General features: G+C 57.8%; 20 protein-coding genes. 11 read left to right on the top strand and 9 right to left on the bottom strand.

Annotated features, from left to right (window positions below; all coding sequences use genetic code 11):
* Window positions 1-35: 35 nt before the first annotated feature.
* The 6 genes from accC to BMZ66_RS02185 all read left to right on the top strand — a co-directional run bounded on the left by accC (window position 36) and on the right by BMZ66_RS02185 (window position 4,955).
* Complete coding sequence (accC, locus tag BMZ66_RS02210; protein ID WP_092668511.1) at window positions 36-1,382, top strand: acetyl-CoA carboxylase biotin carboxylase subunit; 1,347 nt, start codon at window positions 36-38, stop codon at window positions 1,380-1,382.
* Between the two features lie 81 nt (window positions 1,383-1,463).
* On the top strand, window positions 1,464-2,072 hold the full coding sequence (locus BMZ66_RS02205; protein ID WP_092668509.1) for a hypothetical protein: 609 nt from the start codon (window positions 1,464-1,466) through the stop codon (window positions 2,070-2,072).
* Between the two features lie 19 nt (window positions 2,073-2,091).
* Complete coding sequence (locus BMZ66_RS02200) at window positions 2,092-2,469, top strand: hypothetical protein (RefSeq protein ID WP_092668507.1); 378 nt, start codon at window positions 2,092-2,094, stop codon at window positions 2,467-2,469.
* 206 nt (window positions 2,470-2,675) lie between these two features.
* A complete protein-coding gene (locus tag BMZ66_RS02195; protein WP_092668505.1) occupies window positions 2,676-3,074 on the top strand; it encodes a hypothetical protein in 399 nt (132 codons plus the stop codon).
* 108 nt (window positions 3,075-3,182) lie between these two features.
* Complete coding sequence (locus tag BMZ66_RS02190) at window positions 3,183-4,586, top strand: dihydrolipoamide acetyltransferase family protein (RefSeq protein WP_092668503.1); 1,404 nt, start codon at window positions 3,183-3,185, stop codon at window positions 4,584-4,586.
* Between the two features lie 147 nt (window positions 4,587-4,733).
* Window positions 4,734-4,955, top strand: coding sequence for a hypothetical protein (locus BMZ66_RS02185; protein ID WP_143080012.1), 222 nt, complete (start codon window positions 4,734-4,736; stop codon window positions 4,953-4,955).
* 99 nt (window positions 4,956-5,054) lie between these two features.
* Here BMZ66_RS02185 and BMZ66_RS02180 read toward each other — a convergent pair whose 3' ends face one another.
* Window positions 5,055-7,202: a S9 family peptidase gene (locus BMZ66_RS02180; RefSeq protein WP_439645756.1), complete on the bottom strand. Its 2,148-nt coding sequence runs from the start codon at window positions 7,200-7,202 to the stop codon at window positions 5,055-5,057.
* 141 nt (window positions 7,203-7,343) lie between these two features.
* Between BMZ66_RS02180 and BMZ66_RS02175 the strand changes: the two genes are divergently transcribed.
* Window positions 7,344-8,969 carry a family 43 glycosylhydrolase gene (locus BMZ66_RS02175; RefSeq protein ID WP_092668499.1) on the top strand — a complete coding sequence of 542 codons (1,626 nt, stop codon included), beginning with the start codon at window positions 7,344-7,346 and terminating at the stop codon, window positions 8,967-8,969.
* Between the two features lie 9 nt (window positions 8,970-8,978).
* Here the strand turns inward: BMZ66_RS02175 and BMZ66_RS02170 are convergent, their stop codons facing one another.
* Window positions 8,979-10,358, bottom strand: a complete 1,380-nt coding sequence (locus BMZ66_RS02170) for a glycosyl hydrolase 53 family protein (RefSeq protein ID WP_092668497.1) — start codon at window positions 10,356-10,358, stop codon at window positions 8,979-8,981.
* A gap of 422 nt (window positions 10,359-10,780) precedes the next feature.
* Here BMZ66_RS02170 and BMZ66_RS02165 point away from each other — a divergent pair, with 422 nt between their 5' ends.
* Window positions 10,781-12,211 (top strand): M50 family metallopeptidase, encoded by a 1,431-nt coding sequence (locus BMZ66_RS02165; RefSeq protein ID WP_092668495.1) that lies wholly within the window; start codon window positions 10,781-10,783, stop codon window positions 12,209-12,211.
* 11 nt (window positions 12,212-12,222) lie between these two features.
* On the opposite strand, the gene BMZ66_RS26225 is transcribed toward BMZ66_RS02165, so the two are convergent.
* From BMZ66_RS26225 to BMZ66_RS02150, 4 genes are all read right to left on the bottom strand, one after another.
* On the bottom strand, window positions 12,223-12,345 hold the full coding sequence (locus BMZ66_RS26225) for a hypothetical protein (protein ID WP_262507564.1): 123 nt from the start codon (window positions 12,343-12,345) through the stop codon (window positions 12,223-12,225).
* A 131-nt stretch (window positions 12,346-12,476) separates the two neighbouring features.
* On the bottom strand, window positions 12,477-13,058 hold the full coding sequence (locus tag BMZ66_RS26380; RefSeq protein ID WP_092668493.1) for a hypothetical protein: 582 nt from the start codon (window positions 13,056-13,058) through the stop codon (window positions 12,477-12,479).
* Window positions 13,059-13,207: 149 nt separating this feature from the next.
* Entirely contained in the window at window positions 13,208-15,838 is a 2,631-nt protein-coding gene (locus BMZ66_RS02155) for a valine--tRNA ligase (RefSeq protein ID WP_092668491.1), read from the bottom strand.
* A 375-nt stretch (window positions 15,839-16,213) separates the two neighbouring features.
* Window positions 16,214-16,564 (bottom strand): 4Fe-4S dicluster domain-containing protein, encoded by a 351-nt coding sequence (locus BMZ66_RS02150; RefSeq protein WP_092668489.1) that lies wholly within the window; start codon window positions 16,562-16,564, stop codon window positions 16,214-16,216.
* A gap of 197 nt (window positions 16,565-16,761) precedes the next feature.
* On the opposite strand from BMZ66_RS02150, the gene BMZ66_RS02145 reads away from it, so the two are divergent.
* From BMZ66_RS02145 to BMZ66_RS02135, 3 genes are all read left to right on the top strand, one after another.
* On the top strand, window positions 16,762-17,775 hold the full coding sequence (locus tag BMZ66_RS02145; protein ID WP_092670202.1) for an acyl-CoA reductase: 1,014 nt from the start codon (window positions 16,762-16,764) through the stop codon (window positions 17,773-17,775).
* A 110-nt stretch (window positions 17,776-17,885) separates the two neighbouring features.
* Window positions 17,886-18,191: a hypothetical protein gene (locus tag BMZ66_RS02140; RefSeq protein ID WP_143080011.1), complete on the top strand. Its 306-nt coding sequence runs from the start codon at window positions 17,886-17,888 to the stop codon at window positions 18,189-18,191.
* A gap of 39 nt (window positions 18,192-18,230) precedes the next feature.
* Window positions 18,231-18,449 carry a hypothetical protein gene (locus BMZ66_RS02135; protein WP_092668485.1) on the top strand — a complete coding sequence of 73 codons (219 nt, stop codon included), beginning with the start codon at window positions 18,231-18,233 and terminating at the stop codon, window positions 18,447-18,449.
* A gap of 79 nt (window positions 18,450-18,528) precedes the next feature.
* On the opposite strand, the gene BMZ66_RS02130 is transcribed toward BMZ66_RS02135, so the two are convergent.
* The 3 genes from BMZ66_RS02130 to BMZ66_RS02120 form a co-directional block, all read right to left on the bottom strand.
* Window positions 18,529-19,404 carry a nucleoside phosphorylase gene (locus BMZ66_RS02130; protein WP_177204559.1) on the bottom strand — a complete coding sequence of 292 codons (876 nt, stop codon included), beginning with the start codon at window positions 19,402-19,404 and terminating at the stop codon, window positions 18,529-18,531.
* Window positions 19,405-19,499: 95 nt separating this feature from the next.
* A complete protein-coding gene (gene trhO, locus BMZ66_RS02125) occupies window positions 19,500-20,441 on the bottom strand; it encodes an oxygen-dependent tRNA uridine(34) hydroxylase TrhO (RefSeq protein WP_092668481.1) in 942 nt (313 codons plus the stop codon).
* 96 nt (window positions 20,442-20,537) lie between these two features.
* The gene (locus BMZ66_RS02120) at window positions 20,538-21,170 is read right to left on the bottom strand and encodes a NeuD/PglB/VioB family sugar acetyltransferase (protein WP_092668479.1); all 633 of its coding nucleotides are present in this window, start codon (window positions 21,168-21,170) and stop codon (window positions 20,538-20,540) included.
* Window positions 21,171-21,232: the final 62 nt, after the last annotated feature.

Below are 21,232 nucleotides of genomic sequence, written 5' to 3'. Positions count from 1 at the left end.
GGATGACAGTTTTTTTATTACTGACCATCCCACCCATGTTCAAGAAAATACTCATCGCCAACCGGGGCGAAATTGCCCTGCGCATTATCCGCACCTGCAAGGAAATGGGCATCAAAACGGTGGCCGTGTACTCAACTGCCGACAAGGAAAGCCTGCACGTGAAGTTTGCCGACGAAGCCGTGTGCATCGGCCCGCCGGCGTCTGCCAAGTCTTACCTGAGCATGCCCAATCTGATTTCAGCCGCCGAAATTACCAACGCCGATGCCATTCACCCCGGCTACGGCTTCTTGTCTGAAAACGCGGAATTTTCGCGCATCTGCGCCGAAAACGGCATCAAATTCATCGGGGCCTCGCCCGAGATGATTAACCAGATGGGCGACAAGGCTACGGCCAAAGCCACGATGATTAAAGCCGGCGTGCCCTGCATTCCGGGTTCGGTGGGCTTGCTCGACTCGGTGGAGCAGGGCAAGAAAATCGCCAATAAAATCAAGTACCCGGTTATCCTGAAGGCCACGGCCGGTGGCGGCGGGCGCGGCATGCGCATCATTCATTCCGACGACGAGTTCCAGAAAGCCTGGGACGACGCCCGCACGGAGTCGAAGGCTGCTTTCGGCAACGACGGCATGTACCTGGAGAAGTTCGTGGTGGAGCCCCGCCACATTGAGGTGCAGATTGTGGGCGACCAGTTCGGCCACGTGTGCCACCTCTCGGAGCGCGACTGCAGCATTCAGCGCCGCCACCAGAAGCTGGTGGAAGAGGCTCCCTCCCCTTTCATGACCGACGCACTGCGCGAGAAAATGGGCAAGGCAGCCATCGCCGGCGCTTCGGCCATTGGCTACGAGGGCGTGGGCACCATTGAATTCCTGGTAGACGCCAACCGCGACTTCTACTTTATGGAGATGAACACCCGCATCCAGGTAGAGCACCCGGTGACCGAGGAAATTATCAACTACGACCTTATCAAAGAGCAGATTAAGGTAGCAGCGGGTATTCCGATTTCGGGCAAAAACTACTTCCCGAAAATGCACGCCATGGAGTGCCGCATCAACGCTGAGGACCCGCGCAACGGCTTCCGTCCGGCGCCGGGCCGCATTACTACGCTGCACATTCCCGGCGGGCACGGCGTGCGCGTGGATACGCACGTGTATGCAGGCTATCAGATTCCGCCTAACTACGACTCCATGATTGCCAAGCTCATCACCGTGGCTCAAACCCGGGAGGAGTGCATCGTAAAAATGAAACGTGCCCTGAGCGAGTTTGTGGTGGAGGGCGTGAAAACCACCATCCCCTTCCACTTGGCACTGATGGACAATGAGAGGTTCCGCGAGGGAAATTTCACAACGGCTTTCTTGGAGCAGTCGTTTGATTTCTCGACGATTTAAGCACGTATTTGTTTGTAAGCAGCAACGCCTGACCATCTTTGGTTGGGCGTTGCCGTTTCCATCTGCTTATCCTGACTTGCCGTGAAAAAGCTGCTTTTTCTTTTGGTCATCGTCATGACCTGTTTTCAGGCAATGGCCAAGTATTCGCCCACACCACTGGCCGAATTGGTTGATGAATCGGACTTGATTTTCCACGGCGTGATAGTATCAGTGCAGGAGAAGTCTATTACGGTCAAGCCTCTGAACGTCGTCAAAGGCGCGCGGCCCGAGGCAACAATCACCTTGGATAAGTTTGAAGATTGGACATGTGCTTCCCGCTTCACTTCCTATAAAGTGGGCCAGCAGGAGTTTTTATTCCTGAGAAAGAGCAAGACAACAGGAGTTTATTTTCCATTAGGGTCGGGAAACGAGGGGGAAATTCCTGTTTTAAACCAGAAAGTTTACTACAGAAACCCCAACCCTAACGACACCAAAGACCTTCACACCTTCTCTGTTTACGGAGGCACCGTCCTTGGCCACGTCTACAGCTACAACGGCTTCGTGGATGCCATTAAATTCTACATGGCCAATCGGGCTGCAATGACCGCGGCCATTACTTCCGACAAACTACGTGGTGAGCTAGCACAAAGCCCAGCGCTGCGACGCATCTACACCGAGTTGCATTACTACCGCCCCAACCGTCTTTACTAAACCCAGCAACGCTTTTTTTATGCCTTACCTGTGCGCGCTTTCGTTTCGGCTCTCTGTCACCCTCATTGTAATTGGCGGTGGGCTGGCCATGTCCGGCTGCTCTGATTCATGCAACGGCAACATCGAAACCACGGTGCTCTATGCCAAGCCGGGACCGAAAGGCGTGGGCCGGTCCGTTTATGTGAACGTGGTAAACAAACCGGATTTGGGCGTTAAGCAGAGCTTAATGTATGAAGGCAAGGAATTCGGTACGTTTGAGCATATCGTCATCATCAATGACCCTACCAACCGCTTCGCCTCCAACCGCACCATCTGCTTCTCTAATTTTCGGCAGGAAGCTGCCACCACCGGCGGTGATTTAGCCGAGGAGGGCTTGCCGATTATTACGGTCGAATAGCGCGTGGTGGCACCTTCGTGGCACCCTTGGCAGGCAGGTTAAAGGCTGCTTGCTAAGAGAAGAATGAATTTAGCTAATGAGAGAGTGGCTGTGTCTTCCCGATGGTAGATGCTACGTTCCGTTGTTCTTTAATGCAACACTTGAGCTCTCACCTGTCTCTTCTATCTGGTAAACCAGTACTTAGCTATCTACTTTAAAGCTGCTGTATGAAAAACTTCTTAGTATTTTTCATTTTCATAAGTGCACCCTTGCAGGTATTTAGCCAAGGGCGCGACACGGTTTTTGCAGTGCATAAATTATTTCGTGAGAAACGCGCAACCGGCCAGCACTTAGAATCTTACCGGGACAGTTCGGCGAGCAAGGCCTATTACGCAGAACGCGCTGACAGCCCCCTCACAAAGCAAGAAATTAATCAGAACGCCTTGGGCAATACTGCGTTCACACTGGTCGGCGCAATGAAAACAAGCCGCTATAGCGTCGAAGAAGAGACTGATATTATCAGGCGCTACAACAATGGCGGGCCAATCCCGGCGCAAGTTAGGCGCAAGCTCAAACGCAAGCATTTCCATCGAACCACGCGTGACGTCCTAGAAGCGAAGAACTGATTTGAACGCCCCCTCCGCACATAGCGCCGGGGGCGTTCGGCTTTCTGGCTACCTTTGTCCCACCAAATTCCCATCCCACCTTAACTCCCCAAATACCCCTCCTATAATATGGCACGAGTGGAAATGACGATGCCCAAAATGGGCGAAAGCATCATGGAAGGCACCGTCCTGAAATGGCTCAAGCAAGTTGGCGACTCCATTGAGCAGGACGAATCGGTGCTGGAAGTGGCCACCGACAAGGTTGACACCGAAGTACCGGCCATTCACGCTGGCGTGCTACAGGAAATTCTAGTTCAGGAAGGCCAAGTTGTGGCCGTGGGCGCTCCCATTGCCATCATGGAAACGGATGCAGCAGCGGCGGGTGCTTCGGCGCCGGCCAGCGCTCCCGCTACCCCGCAAGCGGCCTCGCTCAACGGTACGCGTCCGGATGCCGGCGTGGCCGAGGTGCCCTACCTACCGGAAGCTGCCGCACAGGCTGCGCAAGGTGCGGCGAGTGGCGCCGTGCACCAGCCCGGCCGCTTCCTTTCGCCGCTGGTGCTCAGCATTGCCCGCGAAGAAGGCGTGAGCATGAGCGACTTGGAATACCTCCCCGGCACCGGCAAAGAGGGCCGCGTGACCAAAAAGGACATTCTGGATTACGTAGCCGGCGGCAAGCAGCCCCTGGCAGCCAGCGCAGCCGCTCCGGCTGCAGCACCAACGCCCGCTCCGGCAGCGGCGGCCCCGGCACCCCAGCCGCAAGCTGCGCCGGCCGCTGCCCCTGCTCAACAAGCCGCCAGCACCAAGCCCGTGCCCAGCGTGAGCGGCGGCCAGGAGCTGATTGAGATGGACCGCATGCGCAAGATGATTGCGCAGCGCATGGTGGACTCCAAGCGCATTTCGCCCCACGTCACCAGCTTCGTAGAGGCCGACGTGACGGACCTCGTGAACTGGCGCAACAAGCACAAGGACGCCTACAAGAAGCGCGAAGGCGAAAACCTCACCTTCACGCCCATCTTCATTCAGGCGGTGGCGCGCGCCATTCAGGACTACCCGATGATTAACGTGTCGATTGACGGCGACTACATCATCAAGAAGCGCGACATCAACATTGGCGTGGCCGTGGCCCTGCCCAGCGGCAACCTGATTGTGCCCGTCATCCACAACGCCGACCAGCTGAACTTGAACGGCCTGAGCAAGAAGGTGAACGACCTAGCCAACCGCGCCCGGGCCAACAAGCTCAAGCCCGAAGACCTGGAAGGCGGCACCTACACGCTCAGCAACGTGGGCTCGTTTGGCAACGTGATGGGTACGCCCATCATCATGCAGCCGCAGGTGGCCATTATGGCCGTGGGCGCCATCAAGAAGAAGCCAGCGGTGATTGAGACGCCCCATGGCGACCTCATTGGCGTGCGCCACTTCATGTTCCTCTCGCATAGCTACGACCACCGCGTGGTAGACGGCTCGCTCGGCGGCATGTTTGTGCGCAAAGTGGCCGATTACTTGGAGCAATTCGACCCGAACACGGCCATTTAAGTTATTCATTGGCAACTGAAAACGTCATGCGGAGCGTAGCCAAAGCATCTCACCTGCAGCAGTCATTCCATTGATTGGGTTTACTGCCACACGCGAGATGCTTCGACAGCGCTTAGCATGACGTTCTGGTTTTTCGAAGCTTTCCTTATGAAAATCATGTTCATCGCGGCCCTGGTTATTGCAATGGGGCTCATTGGCTTTCTGTACCAGCAGCTCAACTCGACTCAGGAGGCGCTCAAGACGTCCCAGCAGCGCTTCGCCGATTGCCAGCAGGTCACGTTTCAGCTGCAAAACCAATTGGCGCAGGTGCAGCGGGAGGCCCGCGGCGATACCGTGCGCAGCCGGCCGCTGAGCGGAGGCGGACGTTAGGCCAAACCACACATTTGAAATGCAAAAGGCTGCTTCTGATATTCAGAAGCAGCCTTTTTTGCGGGCGCATTGCCGATGAGCCTGATTAAAAGCGCAGAGCTAGGCTTTTTGTCCCAGCAGCATGAGCATGAAGGCAAAGTTGCGGGCCGTGTCGTGCAAGGACTTGAAACGGCCCGAGGCCCCGCCGTGGCCGGCGCTCATGTCGGTGTGCATTAGGAGCAAGTTGTTGTCGGTTTTGGTGGCGCGCAGCTTGGCTACCCATTTGGCGGGCTCGAAGTACTGCACCTGCGAGTCGTGCAGGCCGGTGGTGACGAGCATGTTGGGGTAAGCCTGGGCCTTCACCTGGTCGTAGGGCGAGTACGAGAGCATGTAGTCGTAGCTGGCTTTGTCGGCGGGGTTGCCCCACTGGTCGTACTCGCCGGTGGTGAGCGGAATGCTGGCGTCGGACATGGTCGTGACCACGTCGACGAACGGCACGGCGGCCACTACGCCCTTGTAGAGGTCGGGGCGCATGTTGACCACGGCGCCCATGAGCAAACCGCCGGCCGAGCCGCCCATGGCAAACAGCTTCTGCGGCGAGGTGTACTTCTGCTTAATCAGGAACTCCGAGCAGTCGATGAAGTCGTTGAAAGAATTGATTTTCTTGCCCATGCGGCCGTCTTCAAACCACTGCCGGCCCAGCTCCTGCCCGCCCCGGATGTTGCACAGCACGTATGCAAAGCCGCGGTTGAGCAAGCTCAGGCGGGCCGCCGAAAAGCCGGGGTCCATGTTGGCGCCGTAAGAACCGTAGGCGTATTGCAGCAAGGGGGCGTTACCGTCTTTGTTAAAGCCTTTTTTATAGACAATGGAAGTCGGTATCATCTTGCCGTCGCGGGCTTTCACAAACACGCGCTCTGTGACATAGTCGGCCCGGTTGAAGCCGCCGAGCACGGCCTGCTCCTTGCGCAGGGTGCTTTTGCGGGTGTTCATGTCGTAGTCGTACACCGAGGAAGGCGTGGACAGGGACGTGTAGTTGTAGCGCAGCACTGGCGTGTCGAACTCGCGGTTGAAGCCGATGGACGACGTGAAGGCTAGCTCGTCAAACTTCAGGTAGTGGTCCTTTTGGTCTTTCCAGGTGATAACACGCAGCTGCAGTAAGCCTTCCTTGCGCTCGTTGAGCACCAGAAAATCCTTGAACAGCTCCATGCCTTCCACAAACACGTCGGGGCGGTGGGCAATGACGTCTTTCCAGCTTGCCTTGGCCGGGCTGGCAATGGGCGTGCTCATCACCCGGAAGTTGGGAGCCTGCCAGTTGGTGCGCACGTAAAACTTGTCGCCGAAATCTTCTACCTCGTAGAGGTGGTCAGCCTCGCGGGGCAGGAAGGTTTTGAGGGCCTCCGTGGGCCGGGCGCGGTCCAGGTAGCGCACTTCGCTAGACAGCGACGAACCCAGCGTGAGCAGCACAAAGCGGCGCGACTTGCTATGGCTCACGCCCAGGTAGAAGGTATTGTCTTTTTCCTCGTACACCAGCACGTCCTGCTTGGGGTCGGTGCCCAGGGTGTGGCGCATCAGCTGAAACGGCAGCAGCGTGGCGGGGTCTTTTTTGGCGTAGAACACCGTCTTGTTGTCGGCGGCCCACACGGGCGAGCCCTCCGTATTGGCAATTTTCTCGGGGTACAGCTTGCCCGTTTTCAGGTTTTTGAACCGCAGCGTGTACAGGCGCCGGCTCACGGTGTCGGTGCTGAAGGCCAGCACCTCGTTGTTGTCGCTCACGCTCATGCCGCCCACGGCAAAGTAGGCGCGGCCCTTGCCCATCTGGTTGGCGTCGAGTAGCACTTCTTCCGGTGCCTTCTCGTTGCCTTTGCGGCGGCCGTACACCGGGTACTCAGCTCCTGCCTCGAAACGGGAGTGGTAATAGTAGCCGTTGTCGCGGTACGGCACCGACTCGTCCTGCTCCTTGATGCGGCCTTTCATTTCCTGAAACAGCTTCTCTTCCAACCCTTTCACTGAGGACGTCTGCTGCTCGAAATAGCTGTTTTCCTCGTTGAGGTACTTGATGACCTCCGGGTTTTCCCGTTCGTTTAGCCAGTAGTAGTTGTCGGTGCGGGTGCCGTGGGGCGACACCAGCTGTTTGGGCTTGATGGGAGCGATGGGAGGTTTGGGCATGGGAATACCGGGCTTGGACGAGGTTTGAGCAAAGGCAGCCGGCGGCGCAAAGCTCGTGCTCACAAGCAACAATGCCGCTGCGCAGAACAAAGAACTATTCATGAGATTTACAGAAATGAATGAAAGGTGCAGTGCAAGCTAAGCTACTTTACATCCAATTAATGATTTTCCGGCTGAAATAGAAAGGGGCCGTCTATTATTACCTAAGATTCCGGCCAAGGCCAATTAATTGATGTAGCCTGCATGTACCAAACTCACCTTTTTGCGCAGCGGGCGGCCAAGCACGGGCCAGTGCTTTTGCTGCTGGGCCTGTTGAATTGTTCTTTCATCGCAACCGGAAGCGCCCAGAAACTGAACATTAAAAACGATGTGTTCTGGGATACCAAAGAAGGCCAGCCCCTCTACAGCCAGGGAGGCGGCATATCTACCTTCAAAGACCCAAAATCCGGGCAGGAAAAGTATTACTGGTACGGCGTGCACTACCAGGAAGCAGAAACGTACCGCAGCTCTCCCAATAAAACACTGCCCCGGGCCAGCTTCGAATCGGTGACCTGCTATACTTCGACCGACCTGGTTAACTGGACCTTTGAAGGCGACGCGCTAAGCAAAGCCGAAGCCCTGCCCGACGGGCGATTGACCTGGGTGGGCCGCCTGGGCGTGGCGCACATCCAGGAAAGCGGGCAATACGCCCTGCTGGTTCAGCACGGGGCCGAGGTGCTGATTGCGGTGGCAAACCAGCCGGCGGGACCTTTTACGTGGCACCAAAAAATTAGCATGCTGGACCGGATAGGCACCACCAATACCGGCGACCAAACCGTTTTTACCGATGCAGACACCGGCAAATCTTACCTGGTGTACTCGTACGGCAGGGGCCGCAACAAAATCTACGTTTCCGAGATTGGCCTCAAAAACGGCAAGGTGGATTTGCTCGATTACACCAAGATTTTTGAAGGTGCGGGCCGGGAGGGAAACTGCATGTTCAAACACCAGGGCAAATACTACATGGCGGCCTCCAATTTGTACGGGTGGGACGCTTCGCTGGCCTACTACCTGGTTGCCAACGACATCAGGGGGCCGTACGAGCCCGCCAACGACATGCGGGTGCTGGCTGGGAGCACCGCCGACTACGCCCACGTAACGCAAACCGGCTTTTTTGTGAACGTGAAAGGCAGCAAGCAGGAAACCGTGGTGTACTGCGGCGACCGATGGGCCAATTTTGCCGGCAACGGCCTGGGCTACAACCAGTGGTTTCCGTTGTCCTTCGCCGGGGCCGAGCCGTATTTCAACTCGCTCGGGTCGTGGAACCTGGACGCACAAACCGGCGAGTGGGCGGTGGCGGCCGATAACAACTATGTGAAGAACGGCAGCTTTGAAGCCGACCGGAAAAGGATGCCCAGCCTGGTGAAACCGGTGCAAACGCATTTGCTGGGCTGGGAAACCACGGTGCTCAAGGGCAATAAAATCTCGCTCGATACCACCAGCTCGCCCGTGCTGAACTACAACAACACCGAAGAAGAACGGAAAAAAGTGGTGGGCGAAAAGAGCCTCAATATCAGCGATAAAGTTGCGTTTGGGCGGCGGGTATCGCAGGTCATCAGCTCGTCGCCCTACGTGACGCTGCCCGACGGTTACTACACACTCAGCGCACGCATTAAAAATACGGCGGGCTTCTCGACACTAGAGATGTATGCCGAAAGCGCCGGTAAACGAATGGCGCGCCGGGTGAAGCAGGCCCATCCGGCATGGGCCACCATCGAGCTGAAGCGGGTGGCCGTTAAAAATGGCAAAGTTGAAATAGGCTTCCGGGCCGAAGGCAACGCGCAGGCGTCCTGTCAAGTAGATGATGTTTCGTTGACGAGAGCAAAATGAAGGCACGGCTTATTTGAGATATTTCTCGGCAATCGTGGGATACAGGTCCAGGAGTTCGTTGGCTTTGCCGGTGCGGTCGAAAATGGCTTCCCAGGTGTTTAAGGGCTCCCAGATGAAGGAGCCGATGCCCTTGCCGCCGGGCACGCTGAAAGCAATATCGTTCACTTCGCGTTTCAGGTGGGTGTACTCGGCCACCATGATTTGCTTGTTGTATCTCTTGGCAAGGCCGGCGATGTTGCTTTTCAGGTCGTCGAGGGTACCATGCCACTTGGGGTAGTAAGACAGGCCGATGATGTCGTAAGGCACGTTGCGTCGGCGCAGGGCGTCGTAGAAGAATTCTGACTCTTCGGCCTGGCCGCCCAGCGCAACGTGCACCATAATCAAGGAATTAGGGCTCACCGCTTTCACGCCCCTAAACCCAGCGTAGAGCAGCTGAGCCAGGCTGTCGAGGTTGTTCACGTGGCCTTCGGGCCAAATCATGCCGTGGTTGATTTCGTTGCCAATCTGCACCATCTCGGGCTCCGTGCCCTGGTTTTTGAGCTGCTGCATCACGTGTTGGGTGTAGGCCTGCACCGAGTCTTTGACGGCGGCAAAGTCCTTGCCTGCCCAGGCCGCCGGTTTATTTTGCTGCTGCGGGTCGGCCCAGTAGTCGCTGTAGTGGAAGTCAAGCAACAGTTTCATCCCGGCAGCCTTCACCCGTTTCGCCATTTGCTTGGTGTGTTCCAGGTCGCAGAAGCCCTGGTTGGGCGAATAGCCCTTGGGCTGCGCCGGGTTGTTAAATATTCGGAGCCGCACGTAGTTGAACCCGTGGTCTTTCAGAATGGCAATGGCGTCTTTTTCCACGCCCTGGTCGGTGAACTTGATGCCACGGGCTTCGAGCTGGGGCAGAAAAGAAATGTCGGCGCCCAGGATTTTGTCCGAAGTCGTCCGAGCTTTGTAGCCGGCAGTGGTCACCTTGTGCGCCTTGCCCGGCCGGATGGCATGAATCTCGGTGGCGCCCACCCCCAGGCTGTCGGCTTTGGCTTCAAATTTCAGGGGCTTGCGGGTGGTGCCGGCTTTTACCACAATCCGGGCCGTGCCCGTTAGCGTTGTGTGCCAGGTGCTATCGGTTTTGCGGAGGCGTTGCGCGTCAACGCCGTTGATGCTGAGTAGGGTGGCATCGCCAATGAGTTTGTAGGTAACTGGCTTGGTGAGGCTGGGCACCTCTTTGCCTTGGCTGTCAATGATTTTGGCCGTTATCAAGACTTTGTCCTTGCCGTTGGCGAGCATGGTGGTTTTGTAGGGCGTCACCTGTATTTCGGTGGGCTTGCTGGTTTGGGCCTTTAGGGGGCTAGCGCAAACCCCAAGCACCAGGGAGGTGCTGGTTAAGAATTTGCAAAGTCTGTTCATTGGGTGAGCTTGTGGAGGGGTGAGTGCGAGCAACGAGATGTACGGACCCCGACAAAGCAAATAAACTTACGCCCTCATCAACCTTAGGCTGGGTGAATTGAATGGTACGCAATTGGAAGGTGGATTTATAATACTTGTTTTTAAATAATAACGAGCGTCATGTCGAGCGCAGCCGAGACATCTCGCTCGCCTCGTTGACACGATTGGATTACAAACCCATGCGAGATGTCTCGACTACGCTCGACATGACGCTCGTTATCAACACAACTTCGAAAAGTTTGCGAGGCCGTCGGCAGCGCGGCGGTGGCTGGCAGTGGCGCGCCCTCTCCTAACGGCCATGGCCTTTCGCAACAAAGCCCCCGCCTAACCAGACGGGGGCTTTATTGTGAAAGAATGGTTTTCCAGGCTTTTGCCCAGTCCTCGTGGCGGCCAGGGCTTGGGCTTTACTTCTGCAAGAGCAGGCGCAGGCGCAGGTGCTGCACCTGATGAGCGCCGCGCTGCAGGCGCAGAACGTAGAGGCCCGCATTCAGCTAGGAGGCGTCCACGGGCACTTCGCGCTGCTCACTGGCTTGCAACTCTCGCGTCACTTGCATACTGTTTGGTCAGATGCCTTGAGCGCCAGCGTGGGACTTTATGAGAAAACAGATTCGCGCTTTTTCGGCGTTGTTGTAATTCCCAACGCGTTTGAGCGATACAGTCCGTGGCAGCACCTTAATGCAGTTTTTATGAAGCGCTTAAAAAAATTTGGCTACCTGGCGGGAGCAGCCGCAGTGGGAATGGTGGCAGGCGGGCTGGGCGCGAAGTACGGCGCGGCCTACATCAAAGACCCGGCCTGGAGCGGCGGGCAAAAAATAGGGCTCTTGGCGTTGCTGCCGGTGGCTTGGCTGCTGGCCGTGCTCGCCCACGAGTTGGGCCATGTGTTGCTGGGCCAAACCCAGGGCTTTGCTTTTCGCTGGCTGGCCGTGGGGCCTTTTATGTGGAAAAAAGAACTGGGCCGCCTGCGCTTTTCGTGGAACAAAGACCTGAATACGGCTGGAGGCATGGCCCTGTGTGTGCCACCCGACGAACACAACCTGCGGCGGCGCTTTCTGGCCTTTGCCGCCGGAGGGCCCCTGGCCAGCGCCCTGTATGCCGGAGTGGTCTTGGGCGTATCTGCCCTGTTGCCCCCCGCCACGTCGGGCGCGGGCCAGGTGCTGGCCGGTGCGTTGGCGGTGAGCGGCATCATTTCGGCGGCCCTGACCGTGGTGACGTTGATTCCCATGCGGGCTGGCGGCTTTTACAGCGACGGGGCCCGCATTCTGAACTTGTGGCGCGGCGGGGTCGCTGGGCAGCTGGAAGTAGCCGTGCTCTCTGCCCTGATACCGTCGATGGCCGGCACCCGCCCCCGGGAACTGGCCCGCCCGCTGCTAGAAGCCGCCGCGGCGCTGCCGCAGGAGTTGCCCTTTAAGATGTTCGTATTTCATTACCTCTACCTCATCGCGCTCGATAACGGCCATACCGAGCAGGCGGCCCGCTACCTGCACGAGTACCGAGAACGGCTGGATATGCTGCCCGATGCCCTTCAAGGCGGCGTGTGGCTAGAATCGGCCTTCTTTGCAGCCGCTTACCAGCACGACCTGCCCGCCGCGCAGGCGTTTCATGCCCGGGCCACTCCCAGCCCCCACATTCAGGCCGACGTGTGGGCCCGCGTAGAGGCGGCCCTGGCCCGGCAAGCCGGCGATGCCGAACAAGCCCGCGCCAAGGCCCAGCTCGCGCTGCAGGAACTGCCCAAGAACCTGGACCAGGGCAGCGCGCGGCTCTACGGCGAGTGGCTAACGGACACCTTGCGCTGGGCCGAGGCGCTTCCGGCTTAGGCCCGGCCCACCTACCCCACCTCCCGGCCCCGTACCCACAAGCCGTGGTTGCGTTCGACCACCAGCCGCGAGCAGATGCGGCAGGCAGCCCAGCCCGGAGCGGCATTCGGTAATAACGTGGGGACGGGCATCATGACAACAGTACTGTTTAGGTATTAGTAGATTGCTTATGCCTGGCCAGCCGCTCCTACTCAATCCTTCGCAATGCCGAACCGCAGCCCGCCGCTTAGGGCGCCGACGGCGGCCATTTGGCCGATAACTATGGCTACGCCACGGCCGGGCTCAACACTTCTGGAAGTGCGACGGCGTGGTCGCGGGTCGTGTCAGGCTGGGTCAGGAGTTGATGTTCCAGAACGCCGATAAAGTACAGCAGCGGGCTGAGCCTGGGCGTTTCGCCCAGTATCCGCGTCAGGTACAGCCCTTCGGCGGGCGTCAGGGGCACCGACGTCACGCACTGGCCGGCCCGCAGCACCACCACTACCCAGGGAAACACAGATTGCACCAGAAGGCCATGGTAATCCTGCCCCTGGGAAGAGGCTTGGCGTTGCAGGAAATTGAGTCGGGATAATGTGCTATACATAGCAACAAACATATATAATTGCTGTGAGCTTAGCAAGTAGATTTGGGAAGCATGAGCTTTTATCCTAACATCATTCCGAAGTATCGGTCCATCGCCTGTGCCACAAGCCTGAGAAGCTGCTAACTTCCAGCAAGCACGGGCGTGCATTTCGGCAATGTCTTCGGTGTCGCCGGATAGGTAAACGGTTTTACTGACCAGCGTCAGCACGTAGCCGTTGCCCCGGCCTTTGGGGTGCCGGGCGTCGGCCGCTTCGGGCAGGTTGTACATCGGTATGGCCGAAACCTGCAGGCCCAGCGTGTCGAGCCGCTGGCCGTTGTGGAGGATGCGCTTGGTACTCCACCGGCAGCCCCTTGGCCATCAAAAAGGGCTGCCTCGACGAAGAAACAGCCCTTTTTGCAACAGGTATAATGGCTATGCTACAAGGCAGCGAGGCTTTGCTCTAGCGCCGCCAGCTTGCTCTCGGCATCGGCCAATTTCTGGCGTTCGCGTTCCAGCACGTCGGGCTTGGCATTTTGGGTAAATTTCTCGTTGCCCAGCTTCCTGAGTACCGACTCCCGGAAGCCCTGGGCATACTCAAGCTCTTTTTCCAAGCGAGCCCGCTCGGCAGCCATGTCGATGTGGCCTTCAAGGGGAATGAAGAACTCGCTGCCGCCCTGCACGAAGCTCACCGAAGCGGCCGGGCCAGCATCGGCAAACGTAACCTCGGAAATGCTGCCCAGCTTGCGAATAATGCCATCGTAATCGGTGAACAAAGCCGGTTCATCAGTTTTGGCAACCAGCGCCAGCGGCTTGTTGGGGCCAATGTTTTTCTGGTTGCGCACGGTACGGATGCCTGCTACCACGGCCAGGGCCTTGTCCATATCAGCCAGGAGGCGGGGGGACTCGGCTAGCTCGGTGGGCCGGGGCCAGGGGGCTACGCACACGTAGTCGCGCGACTCCCGCTCGGCCAGCTCGTGCCACAGCTCTTCGGTAATGAAGGGCATGAAGGGATGCAGCAGCTTGAGCAGTGTTTCGAGGTAGGCCGTGGTGTGGCGCAGGGTTTCGGCGTCGATGGGGTGCTGGTAGGCGGGCTTCACCATTTCCAGGTACAGCGCGCAGAAATCGTCCCACACCAACTTGTACACCGTCATGAGCGCATCGCTCATCCGGAACTTCTCGAAGTGGTCATCGAGCTCCACAATGGCGGCCTGCAGCTTGGCATTGAACCACGCTACGGGCTTTTCATTCACGAAGGGCAACGTGGCATCAACCTCCCACCCTTTCACGAGGCGGAAGGCATTCCAGAGCTTGTTGGAAAAGTTGCGGCCTTGCTCCACCAGCTTCATGTCGAAAAGCAAGTCGTTGCCGGCGGGGGCTGAGAACAGCATGCCGGTGCGCACGCCATCGGCGCCGTACTGGGCAATCAGCTCCAGTGGGTCGGGCGAGTTGCCGAGCTGCTTGCTCATTTTTCGGCCCTGCGCGTCGCGCACAATGCCGGTCAGGTACACATTTTTGAACGGGATTTCCTTGCGGTATTCCAGGCCAGCCATAATCATGCGGGCCACCCAGAAAAACAGGATGTCGGGCCCGGTTACCAGGTCATTAGTTGGATAGAAGTAGTTGATGTCGGCGTTGTCGGGGTCTTTGAAGCCGTCGAACACTGAAATCGGCCACAGCCATGACGAAAACCACGTATCGAGCACGTCCTCGTCCTGCCGCAGGTCGCTGAGCTGGAGGTCGGGGTTGCTGGTTTTGGTGCGGGCCTGTGCCAGGGCAGCCTCGGCCGTCAGGGCTACTACAAACGTGCCGTCGGGCAGGTAGTAGGCCGGAATTTGCTGGCCCCACCACAGCTGGCGCGATATGCACCAGTCGTGCACGTTCTCCATCCAGGCCCGGTACATGTTCTTGAACTTGGGCGGATGCAGCTTAATGGTGTCATTCTCCACCACTTCAAGCGCGGGCTTGGCCAGATGCTCCATTTTCAGGAACCACTGCAGGCTGAGCTTGGGCTCGATGACGGCCTTGGTGCGCTCCGAGGTTTGCACAATGCTGGCGTACTCTTCAATTTTGACCAGCAAGCCGGCTTCCTGCAAATCCTTGGCGATTTGCTTGCGTGCGGCAAACCGGTCCTGACCCACGTACAGCACCGCCTTTTCGTTGAGCGTGCCGTTATCGGCCAGGATGTCAATAACGGGCAGGTTGTGCTTTACGCCCAGCTCGTAGTCGTTAAGGTCGTGGGCCGGCGTCACTTTCAGGGCACCCGTACCGAAATCGGTGGATACGTATTCGTCAAAAATCACCGGGATTTCGCGACCCAACAATGGAATCGTAACCTTGGCCCCGGCCAAATGCGCGTAGCGCGGGTCGGTGGGGTTCACGGCCACGGCTACGTCGGCCATAATCGTTTCAGGCCGCGACGTGGCCACGGTCAGAAACTGGCCCTCCTGCCCCACTACCGCGTAGTTGAGGTAGTACATCTTGGCTTGTACATCCTTAGCAATCACCTCCTCGTCCGAAATGGCGGTGCGGCCTTCCGGGTCCCAGTTCACCATGCGTACGCCGCGGTAAATCAGGCCCTTGTTATACAAATCGACGAAAACCCGTAGCACGGCGTCGGTCAGTTCGGGCTCCATGGTGAAGCGGGTCCGGTCCCAGTCGCAGGAGGCGCCCAGCTGCTTTAGCTGCTCGAGAATGATGCCGCCGTACTTCTCTTTCCACTCAAAGGCGTGCGTGAGGAACTGCTCGCGGGTGAGGTCTCGCTTCTCAATGCCCTGCTCCTTGAGCAAAGCCACTACTTTGGCCTCGGTGGCGATGCTGGCGTGGTCGGTGCCGGGCACCCAGCAGGCTTCCTTGCCCTGCATGCGCGCACGGCGCACCAGCACATCCTGAATGGTATTGTTCAGCATATGGCCCATGTGCAGCACACCCGTCACGTTCGGGGGCGGAATAACTACCGTGTAAGGGACTTTCTTGGGGTTGGGGGAGGCTTTGAAAAAGCCTTGCTCCTGCCAGCGCTGGTACCATTTGGCTTCAACGTCGGTGGGCGAGTAAGTAGTGGCGAGGGACATAGAAAAGTAGCAAGAAGCAGAAAGGGCAAAAATAGGCATTAGAAGCGGGGGCTCATCGGTGCGCTCCGCTTGCTGAGTCAATCAGGGCTGCAATACCCAATTAGCTACGAGGCTAAGCACAGCCGCTTTTCTAAAAGCGCAGCGGCTGATTTTCACCAACTGACTGTGCATGAGTTCTAAGCGAAAAAGCACTTTCTAAAAAAGGCCGTCATGCAGAGCGCAGCGAAGCATCTCGCTCGCTTCGTTGAACAATTGAATTACTGCCCCCTGCGAGATGCTTCGCTGCGCTCTGCATGACGGCCTTTTTTGGATAGGCATCAGCACAAAAAAAGCCGCCCCCGGAGGAGCGGCCTTCTCTATTCTGAAATAAACTGGCTACGCAGCAATGTGCAGCCATTCTTTCTTTTCGAGCAGGCGCTCGCGGGTTTCGCGCAGGTCGGGGTCGTCCACACAGCAATCCACGGGGCACACGGCGGCACACTGGGGCTCTTCGTGAAAGCCTACACATTCGGTGCACTTATCCGATACGATGTAATAGTATTCGTCCGAAACGGGAGTTTGGGGCGCAGTGCCCGATACCACCTGCCCGTCGCCGGTAGCTACTTCTTTGAGGCTGGTGCCATCGGCCCAGCGCCATTGGGCTCCGCCTTCGTAAATCGCATTGTTGGGGCATTCCGGCTCGCAGGCACCGCAGTTGATGCACTCGTCGGTTATCATGATGGCCATGGGGCGTCGGGGGTCAGGTAGTGAGAAGGGAAACCAAATAGAAATTAGCAGGCTTTACGTAAAACGCCTGGCTCGCGCCGTTCTTTGGGCCAGCAAAATTAACCAACAACCGCTGGCTTTGCATGGCTTAGCCCAATTTTGCCAGGCTTTTGTCGGCGCAAGGCCCGTATTGGCCTGCCGCCGTGCCCTTCTTCCTCATGAAACACTCCGAACGTTTGGCTGCATTTGCAGCCCTGGGGCAACGCCTCGCCTCGCTTACTCCTGACGAAATTTACCAGCTTGCCGCCCGGGCGCGCAACCAAAACGCCTGGTTCGACGAGCCCAGTGTGGCCGCCGCCATGGCCGGCCTGGCCCACATGCTGGCCGAAGAACCGCTGCGCCACTGGGCCGCCCGCTACCCTGCCGAGCCCACCACCGTGCACCAGATTGGTGTGGTGATGGCCGGCAACATCCCCATGGTGGGCTTCCACGACATGCTGTGCGTGCTACTCAGCGGCCACGTGCTGCTGGCCAAGCTCAGCGCCGACGACACGGTGCTGATGACCTGGCTGATGGACGAACTCACGCGCCTGGAACCCCGCTTCGCCGATTACATCAAAGTGCTGCCGCGCCTCAACGCCGCCGACGCTTTCATCGCCACCGGTTCGGACAACACGGCCCGCTACTTCGAATTTTATTTTGGCACGAAGCCCCACCTCATCCGGCGCAACCGCACCAGTGTGGGGATACTCACCGGCTCGGAAACCAGCGAAGAGCTGGCCCGCCTGGGGCCCGACATTTTTCAGTACTACGGCTTGGGCTGCCGCAACGTCAGCAAGCTCTTCGTGCCCACGGAGTATGACTTTGTGCCCCTGCTCGATGCGTTGCAACCGCACGAAGGAGTACTTAATCATCACAAATACAACAACAACTACGATTACAACAAGAGCATTTTGCTGGTCAACCGCGTGCAGCACTTCGACAATGGCTTCCTGCTTCTCCGGCCCAGCCCCTTATTGGTGTCCTCAATTTCGGTGGTGCACTACGCCGAGTACACCAGCGAAATCGACCTTGTTGACCAGCTCACCGACATAGCGGCCCAGACCCAGTGCGTGGTGTCGGCCGGCGCGCGCTTTGCCGGCAGCTTGCCCTTTGGCCAGGCGCAGTCACCGGGCGTAGATGAGTATGCCGACCGCGTCGACACTATGGAATTTTTAGCACAACTTCCCTGAGCTATTTTCCGTAAATAATGCTAAGAAAATAAAAATTTTAATAGTTGATTAATGAGCAAAAAATTCTACATTGCTACATCATCAACTTCAAATCTTTTTATTTCTTTGCCATGTTTGCAACGTCCATCGACTCCGACATTGAGATAGTTCAAAAAGAACAGCTCGCCAACATGCGCTTCCCACAGGGCGATGTGCTTTCCGATGAGTTGGCCAAACAACGCCGCCGTGCCGATGCCGACCGTGCCGTGACCCTCGGCAACGCTTATCACGGCAAACTCGACATTTATTTTCGGACTGCCGACGGCGAAACCAAGCGCATGGCCACCACCATTTGGGCCGCCGATTCGGCCTATCTCACCCTGAAGTCCGGTACTTCGCTGCCACTGCGCGCCGTGCTGGGCTTCGATTTCTATTAGCCACCCTCTCGCCACTCCGGCCCCTATTTTCCATTTCCAATGAATATCATTTCAACCCTTTGGGGCATTGTCGCGCTCTTACTGGCCGTGCTCGCGCTGTTTCCTTTTTTGGGGTGGGCCAATTGGTTTATTCTGGTTTTCGCAGTTATCGGCCTCATCATTGGCGCTTTTGGTCAACGCAAAACCGGCATGACGCTCAATGGAATTGCCATTCTCATTGCCTGTTTCCGTCTGTTTATTGGTGGCGGCATTTTTTAAGAAGTAAAAAAGCAAACGAAAAAGCCGGGCCTCCGCAGTACATCTGCAGAGGCCCGGCTTTTTCGTATTTGTGCTATTATCAAACTACGAGGCGTAGCAGCGTGCGCTCAATCATGGCATCGACCACGGCCCCGGCGTTTTCGGCAAATTCGCCAGTGGCCCGGTTGGCCACGATGGCGTTGAGGGAGAGCACCTCGTGCCCCAACAAGCGGCCCAAGGAATAGTAACCGGCGGTTTCCATCTCAAAGTTGGTAAGGCGGAACTCCCCTTCCGCGCTCTGGTGGCGGAAGTTTTGCAGGCGCGAAATGTAGTCGGGCTGGCGCAGGTCGAGGCGCAGAATGCGGCCCTGGGGGCCATAGAAGCCCGGGCACGTGAGGGTGTTGCCCATCACCATGCCGGCGCCCAGCTGCTCGCGCAGCAGGTCGGAGCCCCGCACCACATACGGCGCGAAGGGCAGCTCAAGGGTTTGCTGCAGCTCGGTTGCAATCTCGGTTTCGAGGCCGGTTTCCACCAGCGGGTAGAACTGCATGAGGGTATCGAGGCCCACGGCGTGCTCAGTGGCCAGCATAGAACCAACGGGAACATCGGCCTGTAGGCTGCCGCTGGTGCCCAGCCGGATGATGCGCAGGCTCATGCGCTCCTCAGCTGGCCGCACGGTGCGCGACACAAAATCAATGTTGACGAGGGCATCCAGCTCGTTCATCACGATGTCGATATTGTCGGTGCCCATGCCCGTGCTTATCACCGCCAAGCGCTTGCCGCGGAAGTAGCCCACGTGCGTCACAAACTCGCGGTGAGTGGTCTCGAACTCCACTGAATCGAAATGCCGGCTTACCTGCGCCACTCGGGCGGGGTCGCCCACGGTGATGATGGTGTCGGAGAGATGGTCAGGCATCAAGTTGAGATGGTAGATGCTGCCGTCGGGATTGAGGATGAGCTCGGAAGAAGGAATCATGATGGAAAAACGGTCACTCCGAATGGAGTAGCGGGAAAGAATTGAAGGGTATAAAGTCAGCCGCGCCTTCGCTACATGGAAGGCTGTTTCGCTGCTTACGCCTTATACGAGGCCAACCCCTGCGCAGGGTTGTAGTGGTTGCTGACCTTGGGATAAGCGCCGGTGCCGTCGTAGGGGCGTTTGTCGGGGTGGGCGGCGCAGGCCTCGGAGCAGGCGCCTTCCAGTTGCTCACCACAGGCTTCGCAGAGCGGCAGGTGCGCATTGCAATGGGGGTTGGCGCAGTTCACGAGGCGGTTGCTGGGCTCCTGGCAGTGTTGGCAGCGGGATATCACGGTGGGGTTCACGCGGTTCACGTCCACGGCCACGCGGTTATCAAACACGTAGCACTGCCCGTCAAAATCTTCGCCGCCCGCTTCGATGCCATACTTGATGATGCCGCCGTGCAGCTGGTACACGTTTTCGAAGCCTTGCTCGAGCAGGAAAGCACTGGCTTTTTCACACTTTACGCCGCCGGTGCAATACGTCAGAATTTTCTTGTCTTTGAACTCCTTGAGGCGCTCAACCCGCTCGGGAAAGTCGCGGAAGTTCTCCATGTCCAGAGTGACGGCATTTTTGAAGCGGCCCAGGTTGTACTCGTAGTCGGAGCGCACGTCCACCACCACCACGTCGTCGCGGTCCTTTAGCGCCTTGAACTCCTCGGGCGACAGGTGTTGGCCGGTTTTCTCATGCGGGCGCACGTGGCGCAGGCTGCTGTGCACAATCTCGGGCTTTACCCGCACATGCAGCTTCTGGAACGTGTGGGCGGGCACGTCGTCAACCTTGAATTCGAGCGTCGCAAAGCGCGGGTCAGCCTTCACGGTCGCCATGTAGCGCGCGCAGCTCTCCACCGTGCCTGACACCGTGCCGTTCAGCCCCTCGGCAGCCACAATGATGCGCCCGCGCAAATCCAGCTCCAGGCAAAAGCGGTGATGCTCTTCCCGGAACTGCTCCGGGTTTTCGAGGGGCGTATAGCAGTAATAGAGAAGAACCTGGTACATTATTATTTAGCTGTTAGCTGAGAGCTATTGGCTGGTAGCTTTTCGCTGTTGCTTCGTAAGACGAAAGCGAACAACTAATGGCTCCCAGCTCAGAAATTAAACTTTCACCGCAGGGTTTCCAAAAACAGTCTGGCCGTTGGGCACATCGGCCACCACCACCGAGCCCGCCCCTACCCGGGCTTTGTCGCCAATTTTAACACCGGCCACAACCACAGCTCCCGCCCCAATAAAGGCAAGCTCGCCCACCTGAACATCGGCCCCGAGCAGAGCGCCGCTGCCTATCTGGGCGAAGCTGCCAACAGTGGCGCGGGCTTCTACTACGGCATTGGCACCCACCAAGCAACCATCGCCGAGGGTGGCGGTGCCTACTACAACCGCGTTGGGACCGATGTAGTTGCCGTGGCCGAGGGTAGCATGCGCGGCCACGCTGGCGCGCTGGTGAATGGCATTGACAGGTACGGCTTCGTACTCGCTGCGCAGCATCTGGGTGAGGCTACGGCGGCTGGCGGTGTCGTCGGTGGCCACAAACACTTCGCACTTTTTGCCAAGCAGCTTGAGCAGTTCGCCGTCGTCGGTGTTGCCCATCACGGGTACGTCGAGCAGCTCCGTGCCTTGCAGCGATTTGTCGTCGTCGAGCAGGCAGTAAACCACGATGTCATTCGACAAAAAGGCATCGAGTACAGCCGTGCCAACCGTTTGGGCACCAAGAATGATGACGGGATTTTCCATAAAAAGTAATTTCAATTGAACGTTCGTGCGCGGAGCATGATGGCCCCAGCGGCTTTTGAACA

It is taken from the genome of Hymenobacter arizonensis (assembly GCF_900115775.1).
GTDB classification, from domain to species: Bacteria; Bacteroidota; Bacteroidia; order Cytophagales; family Hymenobacteraceae; genus Hymenobacter; species Hymenobacter arizonensis.
The sequence above is the reverse complement of the archived record's forward strand: the minus strand, read 5'-3'. Positions and strand labels throughout refer to the sequence as shown.

Bases quoted from the DNA above. Each gene is read 5' to 3' on its own strand.
- accC (WP_092668511.1), top strand. From the start codon at position 36: ATGTTCAAGAAAATACTCATCGCCAACCGGGGCGAAATTGCCCTGCGC.
- BMZ66_RS02200 (WP_092668507.1), top strand. From the start codon at position 2,092: ATGCCTTACCTGTGCGCGCTTTCGTTTCGGCTCTCTGTCACCCTCATT.
- BMZ66_RS02195 (WP_092668505.1), top strand. From the start codon at position 2,676: ATGAAAAACTTCTTAGTATTTTTCATTTTCATAAGTGCACCCTTGCAG.
- BMZ66_RS02190 (WP_092668503.1), top strand. From the start codon at position 3,183: ATGGCACGAGTGGAAATGACGATGCCCAAAATGGGCGAAAGCATCATG.
- BMZ66_RS02185 (WP_143080012.1), top strand. From the start codon at position 4,734: ATGAAAATCATGTTCATCGCGGCCCTGGTTATTGCAATGGGGCTCATT.
- BMZ66_RS02180 (WP_439645756.1), bottom strand. From the start codon at position 7,202: ATGAATAGTTCTTTGTTCTGCGCAGCGGCATTGTTGCTTGTGAGCACG.
- BMZ66_RS02175 (WP_092668499.1), top strand. From the start codon at position 7,344: ATGTACCAAACTCACCTTTTTGCGCAGCGGGCGGCCAAGCACGGGCCA.
- BMZ66_RS02170 (WP_092668497.1), bottom strand. From the start codon at position 10,358: ATGAACAGACTTTGCAAATTCTTAACCAGCACCTCCCTGGTGCTTGGG.
- BMZ66_RS26225 (WP_262507564.1), bottom strand. From the start codon at position 12,345: ATGATGCCCGTCCCCACGTTATTACCGAATGCCGCTCCGGGCTGGGCT.
- BMZ66_RS26380 (WP_092668493.1), bottom strand. From the start codon at position 13,058: ATGTACAACCTGCCCGAAGCGGCCGACGCCCGGCACCCCAAAGGCCGG.
- BMZ66_RS02155 (WP_092668491.1), bottom strand. From the start codon at position 15,838: ATGTCCCTCGCCACTACTTACTCGCCCACCGACGTTGAAGCCAAATGG.
- BMZ66_RS02150 (WP_092668489.1), bottom strand. From the start codon at position 16,564: ATGGCCATCATGATAACCGACGAGTGCATCAACTGCGGTGCCTGCGAG.
- BMZ66_RS02145 (WP_092670202.1), top strand. From the start codon at position 16,762: ATGAAACACTCCGAACGTTTGGCTGCATTTGCAGCCCTGGGGCAACGC.
- BMZ66_RS02140 (WP_143080011.1), top strand. From the start codon at position 17,886: ATGTTTGCAACGTCCATCGACTCCGACATTGAGATAGTTCAAAAAGAA.
- BMZ66_RS02135 (WP_092668485.1), top strand. From the start codon at position 18,231: ATGAATATCATTTCAACCCTTTGGGGCATTGTCGCGCTCTTACTGGCC.
- BMZ66_RS02130 (WP_177204559.1), bottom strand. From the start codon at position 19,404: ATGATTCCTTCTTCCGAGCTCATCCTCAATCCCGACGGCAGCATCTAC.
- trhO (WP_092668481.1), bottom strand. From the start codon at position 20,441: ATGTACCAGGTTCTTCTCTATTACTGCTATACGCCCCTCGAAAACCCG.
- BMZ66_RS02120 (WP_092668479.1), bottom strand. From the start codon at position 21,170: ATGGAAAATCCCGTCATCATTCTTGGTGCCCAAACGGTTGGCACGGCT.